At 66.9% G+C, this 18690-nt stretch carries 12 protein-coding genes and 2 rRNA genes; 2 read left to right on the top strand and 12 right to left on the bottom strand.

The genetic code is table 11. The annotated features are described in order from the left end of the window. Positions 1 to 105: 105 nt before the first annotated feature. The 4 genes from IR212_RS05895 to tyrS form a co-directional block, all read right to left on the bottom strand. Positions 106 to 3214: ribosomal RNA gene (locus tag IR212_RS05895) — 23S ribosomal RNA — on the bottom strand. A 430-nt stretch (positions 3215 to 3644) separates the two neighbouring features. After that, positions 3645 to 5168 (bottom strand): 16S ribosomal RNA (locus tag IR212_RS05890). Together the 16S and 23S rRNA genes form the textbook arrangement of a ribosomal RNA operon. Before the next feature lie 544 nt (positions 5169 to 5712). Beyond that, positions 5713 to 6522 carry a DUF4184 family protein gene (locus IR212_RS05885; protein WP_194398022.1) on the bottom strand — a complete coding sequence of 270 codons (810 nt, stop codon included), beginning with the start codon at positions 6520 to 6522 and terminating at the stop codon, positions 5713 to 5715. A 46-nt stretch (positions 6523 to 6568) separates the two neighbouring features. After that, positions 6569 to 7894, bottom strand: coding sequence for a tyrosine--tRNA ligase (tyrS, locus tag IR212_RS05880; RefSeq protein ID WP_194398021.1), 1326 nt, complete (start codon positions 7892 to 7894; stop codon positions 6569 to 6571). A 145-nt stretch (positions 7895 to 8039) separates the two neighbouring features. Here tyrS and IR212_RS05875 point away from each other — a divergent pair, with 145 nt between their 5' ends. After that, the gene (locus tag IR212_RS05875; RefSeq protein WP_194398020.1) at positions 8040 to 8687 is read left to right on the top strand and encodes a DNA-binding protein; all 648 of its coding nucleotides are present in this window, start codon (positions 8040 to 8042) and stop codon (positions 8685 to 8687) included. A gap of 5 nt (positions 8688 to 8692) precedes the next feature. Next, positions 8693 to 9295, top strand: coding sequence for a hypothetical protein (locus tag IR212_RS05870; RefSeq protein ID WP_194398019.1), 603 nt, complete (start codon positions 8693 to 8695; stop codon positions 9293 to 9295). 61 nt (positions 9296 to 9356) lie between these two features. On the opposite strand, the gene argH is transcribed toward IR212_RS05870, so the two are convergent. The 8 genes from argH to IR212_RS05830 form a co-directional block, all read right to left on the bottom strand. Next, the gene (argH, locus tag IR212_RS05865; protein WP_194398018.1) at positions 9357 to 10787 is read right to left on the bottom strand and encodes an argininosuccinate lyase; all 1431 of its coding nucleotides are present in this window, start codon (positions 10785 to 10787) and stop codon (positions 9357 to 9359) included. A 143-nt stretch (positions 10788 to 10930) separates the two neighbouring features. After that, positions 10931 to 12058, bottom strand: a complete 1128-nt coding sequence (locus IR212_RS05860; protein WP_228479503.1) for a heparan-alpha-glucosaminide N-acetyltransferase domain-containing protein — start codon at positions 12056 to 12058, stop codon at positions 10931 to 10933. 78 nt (positions 12059 to 12136) lie between these two features. Then, on the bottom strand, positions 12137 to 13060 hold the full coding sequence (gene argF / locus IR212_RS05855) for an ornithine carbamoyltransferase (protein WP_194398017.1): 924 nt from the start codon (positions 13058 to 13060) through the stop codon (positions 12137 to 12139). Then, positions 13057 to 14286: an acetylornithine transaminase gene (locus IR212_RS05850; RefSeq protein WP_194398016.1), complete on the bottom strand. Its 1230-nt coding sequence runs from the start codon at positions 14284 to 14286 to the stop codon at positions 13057 to 13059. The genes argF and IR212_RS05850 overlap by 4 nt, the downstream gene beginning before the upstream one ends. Further along, positions 14283 to 15182 (bottom strand): acetylglutamate kinase, encoded by a 900-nt coding sequence (argB, locus tag IR212_RS05845; protein WP_194398015.1) that lies wholly within the window; start codon positions 15180 to 15182, stop codon positions 14283 to 14285. The genes IR212_RS05850 and argB overlap by 4 nt, the downstream gene beginning before the upstream one ends. Then, positions 15179 to 16336, bottom strand: coding sequence for a bifunctional glutamate N-acetyltransferase/amino-acid acetyltransferase ArgJ (gene argJ / locus IR212_RS05840; RefSeq protein WP_194398014.1), 1158 nt, complete (start codon positions 16334 to 16336; stop codon positions 15179 to 15181). The genes argB and argJ overlap by 4 nt, the downstream gene beginning before the upstream one ends. Further along, the gene (gene argC / locus IR212_RS05835; protein ID WP_194398013.1) at positions 16333 to 17379 is read right to left on the bottom strand and encodes an N-acetyl-gamma-glutamyl-phosphate reductase; all 1047 of its coding nucleotides are present in this window, start codon (positions 17377 to 17379) and stop codon (positions 16333 to 16335) included. The genes argJ and argC overlap by 4 nt, the downstream gene beginning before the upstream one ends. Before the next feature lie 242 nt (positions 17380 to 17621). Beyond that, complete coding sequence (locus IR212_RS05830; protein ID WP_194398012.1) at positions 17622 to 18602, bottom strand: NAD-dependent epimerase/dehydratase family protein; 981 nt, start codon at positions 18600 to 18602, stop codon at positions 17622 to 17624. Positions 18603 to 18690 lie beyond the last annotated feature (88 nt).

Genomic DNA, 18690 nt, shown 5'->3' with positions numbered 1-18690 from the left:
GTTGATGTTTCAGTCATGCACAACGACAAGTCTGCTGTTTTGTTGTTGTTTGGTTTCCGACCGTACATCGGGAACCACTCAGTGGACGCGGGCACCAGCGAGGGCGTTATCAAGTCATCGGCTTATTAGTACCAGTCAGCTGCACGCATTGCTGCGCTTCCACATCTGGCCTATCAACCCAGTAGTCTGGCTGGGAGCCTCTCACCCCGAAGGGTATGGAAGTCTCATCTTGAGGCCGGCTTCCCGCTTAGATGCTTTCAGCGGTTATCCATCCCGAACGTAGCTAACCAGCGGTGCACTTGGCAGTACAACTGGCACACCAGAGGTTCGTCCAACCCGGTCCTCTCGTACTAGGGTCAGATCCTCTCAAACTTCCTACGCGCGCAGCGGATAGGGACCGAACTGTCTCACGACGTTCTAAACCCAGCTCGCGTACCGCTTTAATGGGCGAACAGCCCAACCCTTGGGACCTACTCCAGCCCCAGGATGCGACGAGCCGACATCGAGGTGCCAAACCATGCCGTCGATATGGACTCTTGGGCAAGATCAGCCTGTTATCCCCGAGGTACCTTTTATCCGTTGAGCGACAGCGCTTCCACAAGCCACTGCCGGATCACTAGTCCCGACTTTCGTCCCTGCTCGACCTGTCAGTCTCACAGTCAAGCTCCCTTGTGCACTTACACTCGCCACCTGATTGCCAACCAGGTTGAGGGAACCTTTGGGCGCCTCCGTTACTTTTTGGGAGGCAACCGCCCCAGTTAAACTACCCACCAGGCACTGTCCCTGAACCGGATCACGGTTCGAAGTTAGACATCCAGAGTGACCAGAGTGGTATTTCAACAACGACTCCACGAATACTGGCGTATCCGCTTCACAGTCTCCCACCTATCCTACACAAGCCACACCGAACACCAATACCAAGCTGTAGTAAAGGTCACGGGGTCTTTCCGTCCTGCTGCGCGTAACGAGCATCTTTACTCGTAATGCAATTTCGCCGAGTTCGCGGTTGAGACAGTTGGGAAGTCGTTACGCCATTCGTGCAGGTCGGAACTTACCCGACAAGGAATTTCGCTACCTTAGGATGGTTATAGTTACCACCGCCGTTTACTGGGGCTTAAATTCTCAGCTTCGCTCCGAAGAGCTGACCGGTCCTCTTAACCTTCCAGCACCGGGCAGGCGTCAGTCCGTATACATCGTCTTGCGACTTGGCACGGACCTGTGTTTTTAGTAAACAGTCGCTACCCACTAGTCTCTGCGGCCACCACGCCCTTTTCCCAGCAAGTGGGTATAAGCGGATGGCCCCCCTTCTCCCGAAGTTACGGGGGCATTTTGCCGAGTTCCTTAACCACGATTCTCTCGATCTCCTCGGTATTCTCTACCTGACCACCTGAGTCGGTTTGGGGTACGGGCGGCTAGAACCTCGCGTCGATGCTTTTCTCGGCAGCATAGGATCACCCACTTTTCATCCGCATCGTGTCTCAGCCTGTACGAGTCACGGATTTGCCTATGACTCGGCCTACGCACTTGCCCCGGGACAACCATCGCCCGGGATGGGCTACCTTCCTGCGTCACACCTGTTAATACGCTAACCGCCTCAGCATGGGGTCGTGCGCTAGGCCCACCGCATCACCCCGAAGGGATCCGTCAGTGGGATTCAGACACTTAGCACTACTGGATTGGTTGGGGCGGTTCTTCGCCGGTACGGGAATATCAACCCGTTGTCCATCGACTACGCCTGTCGGCCTCGCCTTAGGTCCCGACTTACCCAGGGAAGATTAGCTTGACCCTGGAACCCTTGGTCTTTCGGAGGACGTGTTTCTCACACGTCTTTCGCTACTCATGCCTGCATTCTCACTCGTGTGGCGTCCACGGCTGGGTCACCCCGCCGCTTCACTCGCCACACGACGCTCTCCTACCCATCAACACGGCTGGACCACGAAGGCCTACCAATAATGTCAATGCCACAACTTCGGTGGCGTGCTTGAGCCCCGTTACATTGTCGGCGCGGAATCACTTGACCAGTGAGCTATTACGCACTCTTTCAAGGGTGGCTGCTTCTAAGCCAACCTCCTGGTTGTCTGAGCAACTCCACATCCTTTCCCACTTAGCACGCGCTTAGGGACCTTAGATGGTGGTCTGGGTTGTTTCCCTCTCGACTATGAAGCTTATCCCCCACAGTCTCACTGCTGCGCTCTCACTTACCGGCATTCGGAGTTTGGCTGACGTCAGTAACCTTGTAGGGCCCATCGGCCATCCAGTAGCTCTACCTCCGGCAAGAAACACGCAACGCTGCACCTAAATGCATTTCGGAGAGAACCAGCTATCACGAAGTTTGATTGGCCTTTCACCCCTATCCACAGCTCATCCCCTCAGTTTTCAACCTAAGTGGGTTCGGCCCTCCACGACGTCTTACCGTCGCTTCAGCCTGGCCATGGATAGATCACTTCGCTTCGGGTCTAGGACATGCGACTGAATCGCCCTATTCAGACTCGCTTTCGCTACGGCTACCCCACCCGGGTTAACCTCGCCACATATCGCTAACTCGCAGGCTCATTCTTCAAAAGGCACGCTGTCACACCTACCAGGGGTGCTCCAACGGTTTGTAAGCAAACGGTTTCAGGTACTATTTCACTCCCCTCCCGGGGTACTTTTCACCTTTCCCTCACGGTACTTGTCCGCTATCGGTCATCTGGGAGTATTTAGGCTTATCAGGTGGTCCTGACAGATTCACACGGGATTTCTCGGGCCCCGTGCTACTTGGGATACTCTCCACGTCAGAACACGCATTTCGACTACGGGGCTGGCACCCACTCTGGCCCGCCTTTCAAGACGGTTCGTCTATACGCTTCTGTCACGTCGACCACTCGGCAGAATGGTCAGGAAAGTCCCGCAACCCCCCACATGCAACGCCTGCCGGCTCTCACACACATGAGGTTTAGCCTCATCCGATTTCGCTCGCCACTACTCACGGAATCACGGTTGTTTTCTCTTCCTGTGGGTACTGAGATGTTTCACTTCCCCACGTTCCCTCTACCCGCCCTATATATTCAGGCGGGAGTCACTGGGTCGGCACGCCGCCCAGCGGGGTTTCCCCATTCGGACACCCTCGGATCAAAACTTGCTTATCAGTTCCCCGAGGCTTATCGCAGATTGCTACGTCCTTCTTCGGCTCCAGATGCCAAGGCATCCACCGTTTGCTCTTAAAGACTTGAAAACATGAGAATCAAAACTCGGGCCACACCCCAAAAGGAATGCGACCAGAAATTGACTAATGATCTAAAAAGATCATCTCGAAACGCGACCCCGAAACCGGGGCCGCATCTTTAAGATGCTCGCGTCCACTGTGTAGTTCTCAAAGTACGGGCGGCACCCCCACACCCACCAGCACGAACCGGCAGCACAGGAGGCCCAGAGAGTCGCAACACCACCCCACCAAAACGGGGCAGGCGTCCGGTCCCTCAGGACCCAACAGCGTGCAGGCACCCCGCTCACCAACCCCCACCCTCCAACCCGGCCCGAAGACCCGGCGTACTAGTAGGAACCAGCTGCGCTGATGCCATGTCAAATGTTCCACCCACGAGCCCCAACCAGGAACATCCGTCCTGATCTGGGTCCTACGATCCGAAGACCGAGGTGCTCCTTAGAAAGGAGGTGATCCAGCCGCACCTTCCGGTACGGCTACCTTGTTACGACTTAGTCCTAATTACCGATCCCACCTTCGACGGCTCCCCCCACAAGGGTTGGGCCACCGGCTTCAGGTGTTACCGACTTTCATGACTTGACGGGCGGTGTGTACAAGACCCGGGAACGTATTCACCGCAGCGTTGCTGATCTGCGATTACTAGCGACTCCGACTTCATGAGGTCGAGTTGCAGACCTCAATCCGAACTGGGACCGGCTTTTTGGGATTCGCTCCACCTCACGGTATTGCAGCCCTTTGTACCGGCCATTGTAGCATGCGTGAAGCCCAAGACATAAGGGGCATGATGATTTGACGTCATCCCCACCTTCCTCCGAGTTGACCCCGGCAGTATCCCATGAGTTCCCACCATTACGTGCTGGCAACATAGAACGAGGGTTGCGCTCGTTGCGGGACTTAACCCAACATCTCACGACACGAGCTGACGACAACCATGCACCACCTGTTCACGAGTGTCCAAAGAGTCCCCTATTTCTAGGGTGTTCTCGTGTATGTCAAGCCTTGGTAAGGTTCTTCGCGTTGCATCGAATTAATCCGCATGCTCCGCCGCTTGTGCGGGTCCCCGTCAATTCCTTTGAGTTTTAGCCTTGCGGCCGTACTCCCCAGGCGGGGAACTTAATGCGTTAGCTGCGTCACGGAATCCGTGGAAAGGACCCCACAACTAGTTCCCAACGTTTACGGGGTGGACTACCAGGGTATCTAAGCCTGTTTGCTCCCCACCCTTTCGCTCCTCAGCGTCAGTTACGGCCCAGAGATCTGCCTTCGCCATCGGTGTTCCTCCTGATATCTGCGCATTCCACCGCTACACCAGGAATTCCAATCTCCCCTACCGCACTCTAGTCTGCCCGTACCCACTGCAGGCCCGAGGTTGAGCCTCGGGATTTCACAGCAGACGCGACAAACCGCCTACGAGCTCTTTACGCCCAATAATTCCGGATAACGCTTGCGCCCTACGTATTACCGCGGCTGCTGGCACGTAGTTAGCCGGCGCTTTTTCTGCAAGTACCGTCACAAAAAGCTTCTTCCTTGCTAAAAGAGGTTTACAACCCGAAGGCCGTCATCCCTCACGCGGCGTTGCTGCATCAGGCTTCCGCCCATTGTGCAATATTCCCCACTGCTGCCTCCCGTAGGAGTCTGGGCCGTGTCTCAGTCCCAGTGTGGCCGGTCACCCTCTCAGGCCGGCTACCCGTCGACGCCTTGGTGAGCCATTACCTCACCAACAAGCTGATAGGCCGCGAGCCCATCCCAGACCGAAAAATCTTTCCAACCACTGACCATGCGGCCGCGATTCATATCCAGTATTAGACGCCGTTTCCAGCGCTTATCCCAGAGTCCAGGGCAGGTTGCTCACGTGTTACTCACCCGTTCGCCACTGATCCACCCAGCAAGCTGAGCTTCACCGTTCGACTTGCATGTGTTAAGCACGCCGCCAGCGTTCATCCTGAGCCAGGATCAAACTCTCCATAAAAAAATGATGCCCACCAGAAACCGGGAAAACAGTTCACCAGCAGACGAGTTCAACCATGACCAAAAACGAATATCAAACTGACATCCATGAATTGATCCAAAAAAGACCCCCACCAACCGAAAAAACCGGTCGACAGAGAAAAAAATTGGCATTTGACAAGTGCACGCTGTTGAGTTCTCAAAGATCGGACGCACCAGCCAGCAGAGAGTCGCAGACCCTGCTGCCCCGGCTGGGCAACTTCACTATCTTATCTCCCCGAAGCCGTTCCGTCAAACTGACCGGAGCCCTTCGAGCGAGTCCCCCACGCATCCGACGAGCGGACGATCTGCTGCGCAGATCAGTGTGTGGGAGGTGGTCCGCTGCTTGAGGGGAGCCAGGCCTTCCGGCCTCCGCTCTACCCTTTGGGGCGAACAAGGAATACTTTACGTGCGCTCGGCCGGGTCGTCGAATCCGCCTCGCATCCCGGGCGTGTCGCGCGTGCTGATCGGCGTCCTCATGCGGAATCCCGACCCGCCGACGACCGCGGCAGCCAGCACCGCCGGGGTCAGGGAGCCGCGATCCGCGCCCGGCGCACCTGCACGACGAGGCAGAGCGCGACGGTCGCGGCACCCCAGATGGCACACGCCGGGGGGAGCACGCGATATCCCAGGTGCGCCGCGGTGAACTCATGGTCGAGCCCGCCGTACACGGCGAGCCCCCACAGCCACGCGACCAGGAGCACGACGGGAAGCGACGCCCACCACGTCCAGCGGACCCAGCCCGGCAGCACATGGACCGGGGCTGCCGCTGTCCGACGCCGCGCGAGCCACACCACCATCCACGCCCCGATCACCGCAAGCCCGATGACGCTCGATCCGTGCTGGAGCCAGCGGAACCCCGGGAGCGGGCCCCAATCATCCGCCAACGCCGGGATCGCCGTCGTCCCCCACCGGCCCTCGTGGGTGAAGAAATCCCACACGATGTGGCTCACGACCCCGATCGCGAGCGACGCCACGAGCAGCAGGAGACCCGGCCACCCTCCGCGCCGGTCGCCCGGAGCACCCCCGAGCGTCTCGCGGAGGGCGGCGCCCGCTCCGGCATCCCACGACGCGGGCAGGCGCACAGCGAGCCGGCGCGGTGCGAGCTCCCGCGCAGCCGGACGCAGAAGGCAGCGCCACACGAGCAGGAGGACGAAGGCCACCGCGATCGTCACGGGCAGCCATGCCGGCGAGTGCGTGAGCCCGTAGTGCAGCGGAAGCGCCCGCACGAAAAGCGGCAGGTCGGGAGTCATCGCGCCGATCGCGATCGCGGCGGGCACGAGCGGCGTGCGGAGGAAGGGCAGCGCGATGACGGCATGACTCGGAGTGAACGGCATCCGTCACCCCTTCATGGTCGGCGCGAGCGGGCGCACGGCCGCCGGCTCAGTGGACGAGCACACCCGCGAGCGTCTTCTTGCCGCGTCGCAGCACGGACACCCCGCCTGGCAGGCCACCGGTCACGACGGCCGAGTCGTCGTCGACCTTGACTCCGTCCAGAGACACTCCGCCCTGCGCGATCGCCCGGCGACCCTCCGAGAGGCTGCCCACGAGACCGGTGTCGACGAGCGCCTGCACCACGGGAGTCCCGGCCGGCACGGACGCGTTCGGCAGCTCGTCCAGCGCGTGACGCAGCGTCGCGGCGTCGAGCGACGTCAGATCGCCCTGGCCGAAGAGCGCTTCGGATGCCGCGACCACGGCGGCCGTGGCATCCGTGCCGTGCACGAAGGTGGTGACCTCCAGCGCGAGGCGCTTCTGGGCTGCGCGGCGGAACGGCTCGTCGGCCACGAGGCGCTCGTAGTCCTCGATCTCGGCGCGCGTCAGGAACGTGAAGATCTTCAGGCGCTGGATGACGTCGGCGTCGTCGGTGTTGAGCCAGAACTGGTACATCCGGTACGGGCTGCACATCGCGGCATCGAGCCAGATGGCGTTGCCCTCGCTCTTGCCGAACTTCGTGCCGTCGCTGTTGGTGATGAGCGGCGTCCCGATGGCATGGACGTGCGTGCCTTCGACGCGGTGGATGAGGTCGGTGCCGCTGGTGAGATTCCCCCACTGATCACTGCCGCCGGTCTGCAGCACGCAGCCGTACTGACGGTACAACTCGAGGTAGTCCAGGCCCTGCAGGATCTGGTAGCTGAACTCGGTGTAGCTGATGCCCGCGTCGGAGTTCAGGCGCGCCGCGACCGCGTCCTTCTTGAGCATCGTGCCCACGCGGTAGTGCTTCCCGATCTCGCGCAGGAAGTCGATGGCGCTCAACGGCGCGGTCCAGTCGAGATTGTTGACGATGCGCGCGGCGTTGTCGCCGTCGAAGCTCAGGAAGCGCTCGACCTGGGAACGCAGGTAGCCGACCCACTCGGCGACGGTCTCCTTGGTGTTCAGGGTGCGCTCCGCAGACGGCCGCGGGTCGCCCACGAGGCCGGTGGATCCGCCGACGAGCCCCAGCGGCTTGTGACCGGCGAGCTGAAGGCGGCGCATCGTGAGCAGCTGGACGAGGTTGCCCAGGTGCAGGCTGGGCGCCGTCGGATCGAAGCCGCAGTAGTACGTCACCGGCTCCCCGCCGAGAAGGGCGCGCAGCGCCTCCTGATCGGTGGACACGTGCACGAGCCCTCGCCACACGATCTCGTCCCACACGTTCTCGAACGTCGGGTCGTTGGCGGGCGCGGTCGCGCTCACGACGGTTTCAGACACGCGTTTCAGGCTATCAGCGGGCATGCGGGGCCCCGCGTCCGGGTTCGCGGGCGCGATCCTCGGATCAAGCCCACAGGCATATCTCGCCGTCATTGAGCGTGGAGACTTACGCCTGTTGAGTCTGCACGCTAAACTGAGCCGACTTCAGTTTTCAGACCAAAGGCTCCTCATGTTCGTCATCACCGCTGATCAGCGCGACAGCCGTGCGGGAACCGACCTCGTGCCCCAAGCGATCCGAGCGGTCCAGACGCTGGCCGACGCAGACATCACTCTCGCCCCCGAGCGCACCGCAGGGGACGAGATCCAGCTCGCGCTCGAAGACGCTCAGGCGGCGCTCGAGGTCGCGCTGGAGCTCACCAGATCTCAGCGGTGGGCTGTCGGCATCGGCGTCGGCGCCGTCGAGACACCCCTTCCCGACAGCGTGCGCGCGGGTCGGGGCGCGGCGTTCGTGCACGCCCGCGACGCCGTCGAGCGCGCCAAGAAGACCCCGACCCGGCTCGCGCTCACCGCCGCCGTCGACGACGCCGCCGCCACTGACGCGGAAGCCCTCGTGCGGCTCCTCGTCGAACTGCGGGACCGTCGCACGACGGAGGGGTGGGAGGTGTACGACCTGCTGACCGCGGAGCGGACCCAGCGGGATGTCGCCGAGCTGCTCGGGATCTCGGAAGCAGCGGTGAGCCTGCGGGTGAAGTCCGCCGGCCTCCGGGTCGAAGAGGCCGCCGTGCCGGCGCTGATCCGCGTGCTGCAGCGACTGGACGCCTCCGCCGACGATCCGGCGCGGGCCCCGGAGCGACGTCGGGCGTCCATGCCAGACTGAGCGCCATGGTGTCCCCCGACGTGCTGCTGGTCGCCGCGCTCTCGATCTTCCTGTTCCTCGCCCTGTGCGGGGCGCTGGTGCTCGTGGTCATCAGCCTGCGCAAGCCGGCGGACCTCCCCCTCATCGCCGCCGCGGTGCTGGTGGTCCTCTGTCTTCTGGTCGTGGTCGTCTCCCCCCTCAACGTGCCGCTCCTGGTCGGCCTGGGAATCGCGCTGCTCGGCACCGCGCTCGCCGTCCTCGGCGGCAACCCGATCACCCGTCGGGTGCTGGACGCAGCCAGCCACGGCCGCGTGGAGGAGGGCGACAACGGCGGGATCCTGCTGCGTGCGCCGTCAGCGCCCGGAGTCATCGGCTCCGAGACGGACGGGGCCGTGCGCGAGGTCATGCGCGGCGGCACCACGATCGGCTACCTCGAGCGGGTCGCGGTCGCGCTCGGCATCATCGCCGGGTTCCCCGAGGCGATCGCCGTGATCGTCGCTCTCAAGGGCATCGGCCGGTTCTCCGAACTCGCGGCGGCCGAGGCGCGAGAGCGTTTCATCATCGGCACGCTGGCGAGTCTGGTGTGGGCCTGCCTCGTCGCGGGCCTGGTGCGGCTGGCCATCTGGTAGGCCCGCTCGCGCCGGGTGCGGCATCCGCCTGCCGGCCCCGCCGGCCGCGCAGCCGCCGCCGCTACAGGCCGAGTGCGTGTGCGGCCGCCTGGACCCGTCCGATCAGCTCGACCCGCTGCTCCTCGACGCGCACCGGAGCGGTGCCGCCGGCACCGGTGCGGCTCGCCACCGATCCCTCGATGCTCAGCACGTCGCGGACCTCGGGGGCGAGATGGGGCGACAGCGCCGCCAGCTGCGCGTCGGATGCCTCGTGCAGCTCGAGCCCGTTCTCTTCGCACACCCGCACCAGCTGGCCCGAGATCTCATGCGCGTCGCGGAACGGCACGCCGCGCTTGACGAGCCACTCCGCGACATCCGTCGCCAGCGAGAAGCCCTGCGGCGCGAGTGAGGCCATGCGGTCGGTGTGGAACCGCATCGTGGCCACCATGCCGGCGAAGGCCGGCAGGACGGTCTCGAGCGTGCGCACCGAATCGAAGACGGGCTCCTTGTCTTCCTGCAGGTCGCGGTTGTACGCCAGCGGCAGCGCCTTCAGCGTCGCCAGCAGGCCGGTGAGGTTGCCGATGAGGCGGCCCGATTTGCCCCGCGCCAGTTCGGCGATGTCGGGGTTCTTCTTCTGCGGCATGATGCTCGACCCCGTCGAGTAGCCGTCGTCCAGCGTCACGAACCCGAACTCGCGCGTGTTCCAGAGGATGATCTCCTCGGCGAAGCGCGACACATCGATGCCGATCATCGCGGCGATGAACGCGAACTCCGCGACGACGTCGCGCGCTGCCGTGCCGTCGAGCGAGTTCTCCGCCGGCCGGGAGAGCCCGAGCTCCCGGGCGACGAGCTCGGGGTCCAGGCCGAGCGTCGACCCGGCGAGCGCGCCACCGCCGTAGGGCGACACCGACGCGCGGACCGACCAGTCGCGGAGACGCTCGAGATCGCGCACCAGAGGCCAGGCGTGAGCCTGGAGATGGTGCGCGAGGAGCACGGGCTGCGCGTGCTGGAGGTGGGTGCGTCCGGGCATGATCGCGTCGGCGTTCGCCTCGGCCTGCGCCACGACGGCGTCGACGAGCCGGAGGATCTCGCGCGCGATGGTGCGCGAGTGGTCGAGCAGGTACATCCGGACGAGCGTCGCGATCTGGTCGTTGCGGCTGCGCCCGGCGCGCAGCTTTCCGCCGAGCTCAGCGCCGACGACGCCGATCAGCGCCTGCTCGAGGGCGCCGTGGACGTCTTCATCGGATGCGCCCGGCCGCAGTGTCCCGTCGGTGACGCCCTGCGCGAGCGCGTCGAGGCCCTCGTGCATGGCGCGCTCCTCGTCCGCGGAGAGGTAGCCCGCCGCGGCGAGCGCCTTCGCATGCGCGTGCGACCCGGCGATGTCGTACAGCGCGAGGTCCCAGTCGAAGTGCGTGGACCGGCTGAGCTCCGCCAGCTCCGGGGACGGTCCCGTCGCGAAACGGGCTCCCCACAGTGCGCCCTCGTTGGTGCCGTCGCCCTTCGATTCACTCACCCGCCCAGCCTAGCGACGGCGGCCGCCCCCTCGAGTCCGCGGCGTGGCCGCCGGCGCGGCATCCGTCGCTCGTCTGGCGTGAGTCGTGGCATCCTCTCCCGGAAGCGGCCGGACGTGCCACGTGAAGCGTCGAGATGGCCGGATCACCGGCGGCGACCGGGCGCCACGAAGCGCGCGCCGCGATCGAGCAGCGTCTCGAGGGGACCGCGGCCGACCAGCAGCGCCCACGCGGTGCAGAACACCACGGTGCCGAGCGCGAAGGGCCTGAACGGCTCGAGCGCCCGGAATCCGGTGAGGTCGCCGACGCGGTCCAGCGTCAGTGCGGCGACGACGGCCCACACCGCCAGCTGCAGCGTGTAGGCGGTGAGCGGCATGGCACCCACCGCGCGGAGCGGCAGGACCACCCACACCAGCACCGTCCGGCACGCCAGGAGGCAGATTCCGAGTGCGAACAGCGCGAAGCCGCCCGAGCCGATGACCTCGAGCAGACCCGTCGAGTGCGGCCGCGCCGTCCATAGGGCGCCGACGTACGAGGTCGCCTCCTCCGCGGTGGTCGAGCCGGTCGCGGCATCCAGCCCGTATCCGACCGCCGCGAGCGCCATGCCCACGGCTGCGAGCAGCCCCTGCACCGAGAGCGTGGTGACGCCCGCACGCGCGACACCGAGCCCGGCGACGACGAACGCGATCCACGTGGTGAACGGATAGTGCCAGCCCAGGGCGACGGATGCCTCCACCCCGAGGGCTGTGTTCCACACCGGCAGCGCGTCGAGGATGACCTGCACGAACGGCATGGTGACGGCCAGGACGCCGGCGAGGACGAAGAGCGGGCGGGCGCGGAGGCCGGTGAGCGGGAGGGCGAGAAGGAACAGCACCGCGTAGGCGGGGAGGATCACGAACACGGGCACCGTCGTGGCGATGAGCAGGGCGCCGATCACCCACAGCAGGCACGCCCGCACCGCGATGCGGTAGCGGGCGGTGGTGAGGGCGTCGGGCGGAAGCGGCGTGCGTCCGCCGGTCATGAGGCCGATCGACACACCCGCCAGCGTGGCGAACAGGATGGAGGAGCGCCCCTCCGCCACCGCGACCCAAGTCTCGGGCTCGGCGATGTCGAACTCGTCGGTGATCGTCAGCAGGTGCGCGGCGAACATCCCGAGCACAGCGAGCCCGCGGGCGAGGTCCACGCCGGTGATGCGGGGGGCATGGTTCAGGCGCGTCCATCGCGAGGCGACCCATCCCTCTCGCGCGAGGGCGACGCGGCCCGCTTCGCTCACGGCCGCCCTCCGACCAGGCTCACGGCGGAGCCGAGCCGCGAGGCGCCTACCGATCGGGACCTCATCGCGACGGCGGGTTCAGGCCTGGCGGAGAAGCCAGACCAGCAGGGCCTTCTGGGCGTGGAGCCGGTTCTCGGCCTCGTCCCACACGACGCTCTGCGGCCCGTCGATCACCTCGGCGTCGACCTCGTAGCCGCGGTCGGCGGGCAGGCAGTGGATGAAGATCGCGTCGTCCTGCGCGAGCGACATCAGCTCCTGCGTCACCTTGTAGCCGCCGAGGTCGCGGAGGCGGGCCAGCTTCTCCTCCTCCTTGCCCATCGACACCCACGTGTCGGTGACGACGACATCGGCGCCGGCCGCCGCCTCGTTCGGGTCGGTGTAGAGCGTCACAGAGCCGCCGGTCTCAGCGGCGCGCCGGTCGGCGTCGGCGATCACGTCGTCCCGCGGCGCATACGCTTCCGGCGAAGCGACCCGCACGTGCATGCCCGCGGTGACGCCGGCGAGCACGTACGAATGAGCCATGTTCGACATGCCGTCGCCGAAGAAGGCGAGGGTGAGGCCCTCGAGGTCGCCCTTGTGCTCCTTGATGGTGAGCAGGTCCGCGAGCAGCTGGCAGGGGTGGAAGTCGTCACTCAGCGCGTTGACCACCGGCACGCGGGTCCCCCGCGCCATCTCCTCGAGCCCGGCCTGCGCGTAGGTCCGCCACACGATCGCCGCGACCTGGCGCTCCAGCACGCGCGCGGTGTCGGAGGGGGTCTCCTTGCCGCCGAGCTGGCTGTTCGCCGTCGAGATGATGAGCGGCGAGCCGCCCAGGTCGGCGATGCCCACGGCGAACGACACCCGCGTGCGCGTCGAGGACTTGTCGAAGATGACCGCGACGGTCTGCGGGCCCGCGAGAGGCTTCAGCTTCCAACGGTCCTTCTTCAGCGCGACGGCCAGCTCGAGGATCTCGTTCTGCTCGGACTGCGTCAGGTCGTCGTCGCGCAGCAGATGGCGGGTCATGCCGGGACCTCCGTCGTCGTGCCCGGCGTCGACCCCTCGAGCACCAGCGCGTCCTCGACCGTCCGCAGCGAAGCCGTGAAGAGCTCCACGAACTCGTCGATCTCGACGTCGCCGATCGTCAGGGCCGGCACCAGGCGGATCGTCTCGTCGTTCGGTGCGTTGATGACCAGGCCGTGCTCCTGCGCCGCCGCCACGAGGGCCTTGGCGACCGGATGCCGCAGACCGATGCCGAGGAGCAGGCCGAGGCCGCGGCATCCGTCGATCAGCTCCGAGTCGATGTCGAGGATGGCCTCACGCAGCTGCGCGCCGCGCTCCGCGGCGTTGCGGACCAGCTCCGCCCGCTCGATCTCGCCCAGGACCGCGCCGGCGACGGCGGTGCCCAGGGCGTTGCCGCCGAAGGTCGAGCCGTGCGTGCCCGGGTAGAACAGCTCGCTGGCCTCGCCGAAGGTGATGAGCGCGCCGATCGGGAAGCCACCCCCGATGCCCTTGGCGACGGTGATGGCGTCGGGCGTGATGCCCTCGTGCTGGAAGGCGAACCACTCCCCCGTGCGGCCCGCGCCGGTCTGGATCTCGTCGACGATCAGCAGCGCGCCGTGGCGCTGGGTGATCTCGCGCGCCGCGGCGAGGTAGCCGTCCGGGAGCGGCAGCACGCCCGCCTCGCCCTTGACCGGCTCGACGAACAGCGCCGCAACACGATCGTCCATCGCCGCCTCGAGCGCCTCCGCGGTGGAGTCGATGAACTCCACGCCGGGGGTCATCGGGAGGAAGGGCTCCTGCATGTAGGGCTTGCCGGTGAGGGCGAGGGTGCCCATGGTGCGGCCGTGGAAGGCGTCGCGCAGCGCGAGGATGCGCGGCCGGTCGGTGCCGCCGTGCAGACGGGCGAGCTTGAACGCGGCCTCGTTGGCCTCGGCGCCGGAGTTGCCGAAGTACACGCGGCCCGTGTCGCCGGTGCCGGCCAGGCGCTTGAGCGTCGCGGCGAGTGCGAGCTGCGGCGGCGTCGCGAAGTAGTTCGAGACGTGCGCCAGCGTGGCCGCCTGCGTCGAGATCGCGTCGACGAACACCGGGTGGGAGTGGCCGAGCGAGTCCACCGCGATCCCGGCCAGGAAGTCCAGGTAGCGCTTGCCGTCGGCATCCCACAGGTACGAGCCCTCGCCGCGCACGAACATCTGCATTCGGGCGCCGAAGCTCTTCACGAGGTCGCGTCCCGCGTCATCCTGCCACGTCATCCGAGGACCACCTCTGTTCCGATTCCCTTGCTGGTGAAGATCTCCACGAGCACCGAGTGCGGCACCCGCCCGTCGATGATCGCGGCGGTCTCGACGCCGCCCTCCACGGCCTCGAGGCACGCCGCCATCTTCGGGATCATGCCCGACTCGAGCGTCGGCAGCAGCGCGCGCAGCTCGGTCGAGGTCAGGTGCGACACGAGCGAGTCGCGGTTCGGCCAGTCGGCGTAGAGCCCCGCGACGTCGGTGAGCACGACGAGCTTCGCCGCCCCCAGTGCGACCGCCAGAGCGGATGCCGCGGCATCCGCGTTCACGTTCAGCGAGTGTCCCGGACGATCGAGGTCGGGCGCGATGCTCGAGACGACGGGGATGCGGCCCGCCTCCACCTGGTCGAGCACCGGTCGGGGGTCGACCTCGACGACGTCGCCCACCCGGCCGAGGTCGTGCTCGACGCCCTCGATGACGACGCCCCGGCGCCGGCCGCCGAAAAGGCCCGCGTCCTCTCCGCTGAGGCCCGTCGCGACCGGGCCGTGCGCGTTGATCTTCGACACCAGCTGCGGGTTGATCTGGCCGGTGAGCACCATGCGCACGACCGAGATGGCCTCCGTCGAGGTGACCCGGTAGCCGCCCTTGAACTCGCTGGGGATCGCGAGGCGATCGAGCATCGACGAGATCTGCGGACCCCCGCCGTGCACGACGACGGGCTTGACCCCGACGTAGCGGAGGTAGGCGATGTCGGCGGCGAAGGCATCCTGCAGCTCTTCACTGACCATCGCGTTGCCGCCGTACTTGACGACCACGATCTGGTCGCGGAACCGCTTCAGCCACGGCAGGGACTCGATGAGGGTGACGGCCCGGGCGCTGGCCTCGGACGGATCGGTGTCTTGCAGATCAGTCATGAGGAGTAGGCGCTGTTCTCGTGGACGTAATCGTGGGTGAGGTCGTTGGTGAGGATCGTCGCCTGCGCCCCGCCGACCTTCAGGTCGATGACGAGGTCGGTCGCCCGCGGGCTGAGGTCGACGGCCTCGCGCGGCGCGTCGGGCCCGCCCTGCGAGCACACGCGCACGCCGTTCATCCAGACGTCCACGTCGTACGGGTCGAACGCGGCCCGGGTGGTGCCGATCGCGGCAAGCACGCGGCCCCAGTTCGGGTCGTTGCCGAAGATCGCCGCCTTGAAGAGGTTGTTGCGGGCGACCGAGCGCCCTACCTCTACGGCTTCGTCCTCGGACGCGGCGTTGATGACCTGGATCGTGATGTCGTGGCTGGCACCCTCGGCGTCGCCCTGCAGCTGCCGCGCGAGGTCCGAGCAGACGTCGGCGAGCGCGGCGGCGAACTCCTGCAGGTCGGGCGTGATGCCCGACGCGCCGCTCACCATGAGGGTGACCTGGTCGTTCGTCGACATGCAGCCGTCCGAGTCGAGCCGGTCGAACGTGCGGGCGGTGGCGGCACGCAGCGCGGCGTCGGCCTGAGCCGCGTCGAGCACCGCGTCGGTCGTGACCACCACGAGCATCGTGGCGAGGCCGGGCGCCAGCATCCCGGCGCCCTTCGCCATGCCCCCGATCGACCAGCCGTCCCGCGTCGCCACGGACCGCTTCGGCTGGGAGTCGGTCGTCATGATGGCGAGGGATGCCGCCTCCCCGCCGTCGGCGGAGAGTTCGGCGATGCCCTGCGCGGTGCCGGCGAGCACCTTTGCGCGGAACGTCTCGTCGCCGGTGCCGATCAGCCCGGTCGAGCACACCAGGATGTCGCCGGCGCTCACCTCGAGGAGTTCGGCGGCCTTCTCGGCGGTCTGATGCGTGGTCTGGAAGCCGAAGGGGCCGGTGAAGCAGTTCGCTCCGCCGGAGTTGAGGACGATCGCCTCGACGACCCCGTCGCGGATGACCTCCTCCGACCACAGGATGGGGTTCGCCTTCGCCCGGTTGCTCGTGAACACCGCCGCACCGACCTTGAGCGGTCCGCGGTTGACGACGACCGCCACGTCGGGCTTGCCGGTCGACTTGAGGCCGACGGCGACGCCCGCCGCCTCGAACCCTGCGGGCGCGGTCACGCTCACGGTGCGACTCCGTTCACGGTGAGCGCGGTGCCTTCGGGAAGGCCCAGCGCGATGTTCATGGACTGCACGGCGGCGCCCGCGGTTCCCTTGACGAGGTTGTCGACCGCGGTGACCACGACGACGCGGTTCGCGGCGCGGTCGACGGCCAGGCCCATCAGCGCGGTGTTGGCCCCGAGCACATCCGCCGTGCGGGGGAACTGCCCGGCCGGGAGCAGCTGCACGAACGTCTCGTCGCCGTAGGCCGCCTCCCACGCACCGCGGATCTGGTCGTCGGTCGCGCCCGGCGCGATCGGTGCGGTGGACGTCGCCAGGATGCCGCGCGCCATCGGCACCAGCACGGGCGTGAACGAGATGCCGATGCGCCCGTCGGCGCCCGCACCGCGCAGCGCCTGTGCGATCTCGGGGATGTGGCGGTGCGTCCCGCCGACGGCATAGGGGTTGGCGGTGCCGAGGATCTCGCCGGCCAGGAGGTTCGTCTTGAGGCTCTTTCCCGCGCCGGACGGCCCGACAGCGAGCACCGACACGATGTCGGACGGGTCGATGACGCCGGCGGCGACGCCCGGCGCAAGGCTGAGGCTCACGGTCGAGGCGTTGCAGCCGGGAGCGGCGATGCGGGACGCCCCTGCCAGCCGCTCCCGCTGTGTGCTGCCGTGCACCGGCAGCTCGGGGACGCCGTAGACCCAGGGCTCGTGGAAGTCGCCGCCGTAGAAGGCATCCCAGTCCGCCTGCGTCGTCAGCCGGTGGTCGGCACCGGCGTCGATGACGAGGGGGGTGTCGCCGAGCGCGTCGGTGTACTGCCCGGACTGTCCGTGCGGCAGCGCGAGGAAGACGATGTCGTGCCCCGAGAGGATCTCGGGAGTCGTGTCCTGCAGCGTCAGGTGTGCGAGCGAGCGCAGGTGCGGCTGATGCTGGAGGAGCGGCTGTCCCGCGTTGGAGTGCGCGGTCACGGTGCGGATCTCGACGTCGGGATGCGCGGCGAGGATCCGCAGGATCTCGCCGCCCGCATAGCCGGATGCGCCGGAGACGGCGACCGAATATGTCATGGATTCCACCTTAGAGTCTGGGTGCGGGGCCGGAAGACGGCGACGCCCGCTCGCAACGGTCCATGACAGGACGGCGTGCGGGGTCGCCTAGAGTCGGCGCTCGCCCAGACGGCGTCGGCGCGCGGGGACGACACTCGGAACGCCCTTCGACAGGCTCAGGAACCGCGTGTGGTGCGGGAGCGCGGCCGAAGGCATGGGCCGACGATAGCCGCCGGTTCCGGCATCCGCAAATCCCGGACGGGTCACACCTGCAGCTCGTGCAGCAGCTCCAGCTCGTCGGCGCGGGTGAGGCCGGCGCGCCGCTCCCGGTCGAGGCCGCGGTCGCGCTCGTCGGCGAGCGTCCGCTCGAGGGTCTCGCGCAGCGGCCGCAGGCGTCCGCCGAGCAGGCGGTACGCCGCGTGCGACCGCGTCCAGAAGCCGGCCATCCCCGCCGGCAGCCACAGCGGCAGCGACCGCGGGCCCATCCAGTACGCCACGCCGTGCTCCTCCAGCCACGGGTCGCCCGCCGGCACGAGGGCCCCGGTGTGGCCGGCGACCTCGCGGGCTTCGGCGAGGAGCTGCCCGAGAGGCACCGGGTCGCCGACGGCGTTCACGACCCCCGTCCACCGCTCGCGCCCGATCGCCTGCACGAAATCGGCGAGGTCGTCGACGTCGATCACCTGGGCGCCGCGGCCCTCGGCGTCGGGAATCAGCACCTCGCCGTCGCCGGCGAGGGCGAGCCGCGCCACCCAGTAGCCGAAGCGATCGGTCGGATCGCCGGGTCCCACGATGAGGCCGGGCCGCACGACGGCCGCGCGGAATCCCATGGCGGAGCGGACGGATGCCTCGGCCCTCGCCTTCGCGCGCCCGTAGTCCTCCTCCTCGCCGTCGGCCGCCGGCTCGAGCAGCTCCGCGCCCTCGTCCTGGCCAGGCTCGTCGCTGGAGGCGTAGACCGAGACGGTCGAGACGTACGTCCAGTGCCGCGTGCGCTGCCCGAGCGCGTCCAGCGCCGCCGCCACGTGCTCGGGGTCGGACGAGATGTCGACGACCTCGTCCCAGTCCCGCCGTGCGACCTCGGCGTACGCGTCCGGGGCGTTCCTGTCGGCCGCCACGAGCGTCGTCCCGGAGGGCGCCGCCCGCCCGCCGCGCGCGAGGCATGCCACCGTCGCCCCGGCATCGGCCCACCGCTGCGCGATCCGGCCGCTCAGCCACCCCGTCCCGCCCAGCACCAGCACGTCGGTCATGCGTACACCCAACCAGACGCGCCGGGTCGCGGCATCCGTTTCCGCCGTGGGCGCATCAGGCGGGTTGGGACGCGCCCTCGGACGACGC

It is taken from the genome of Microbacterium atlanticum (genome assembly GCF_015277815.1).
Lineage (GTDB): Bacteria > Actinomycetota > Actinomycetes > Actinomycetales > Microbacteriaceae > Microbacterium > Microbacterium atlanticum.
Note: the sequence above shows the minus strand (reverse complement) of the source record. Positions and strands in the feature narration are given on the sequence as shown.